Genomic DNA, 780 nt, shown 5'->3' with positions numbered 1-780 from the left:
AAACTCTCGAACAGGTTTAGGTAAAGATCTAAAGCTTCGAGAATATCAAATAATTATCGATACCTTGCGTCAAGAAAATGGCAGAAAGAAGAATGCTGCCGAGAAGCTAGGTATTAGCCCAAGAACCTTGAGGTATAAGCTTGCTCAAATGAGAGAGCAGGGTATCGATATTGCAGCTGAAATGGCTGCCTAGGTATCGAATTGAGTGTACGGGTGGCTCTGCTAGTTGCCTGTTACAACAGGATTTCGTCAATCTGCTGATGATCTGTATGGGAGCGTATGCTCCCTTTTTTTGTTATTGCTAAGAATTAGCAATGCTATCATGTTAAACCTTCCAATCTATCTATAATTTCAGCTTGTCTGTGAATTGGCCCGCTTTATGCAGTTACTAACTTAAGCGTATTTTTAGTAACGAAATTTTGACAAGGGGGATGTATGTCTGGGATTAACTCCGTAGGGGCTAGAGCAGATATCAATCAGGTGCTGGCTGAGATGAAAAATCTGCGTGCGCAGGTTCAGAAAACTCAGGTTCAGACTGAAGAAATATCTCCTACAAAAATTAATGCCACCCAGGAAGCGAGCCAAACACCTAAATTCAGTGACATGCTGTCTAGTGCGGTTGGCTCGGTCAATGATACACAATTAAAAGCGGGTCAAATGGCTAAGGCTTTTGAGCAGGGTGACCCAAGCGTTACGCTTTCGCAGGTAATGGTGCAATCTCAGAAAGCATCGGTATCTTTTCAGGCGTTGACGCAAGTAAGGAATAAGGTTGTACAGGCG

2 protein-coding genes are annotated in these 780 nt (G+C 43.1%); both read left to right on the top strand.

Annotated features, from left to right (window positions below; translation table 11 throughout):
- Positions 1 to 193 (top strand): helix-turn-helix domain-containing protein (locus A3756_RS02690; protein ID WP_304438847.1); only part of this gene is annotated, 193 nt, incomplete at its 5' end.
- Between the two features lie 242 nt (positions 194 to 435).
- On the top strand, positions 436 to 780 hold a 345-nt coding region (fliE, locus tag A3756_RS02685; RefSeq protein ID WP_068552867.1), incomplete at its 3' end, for a flagellar hook-basal body complex protein FliE.

The organism is Oleiphilus sp. HI0086, assembly GCF_001635225.1.
This window is presented reverse-complemented; position numbering and strand designations above follow the sequence as displayed.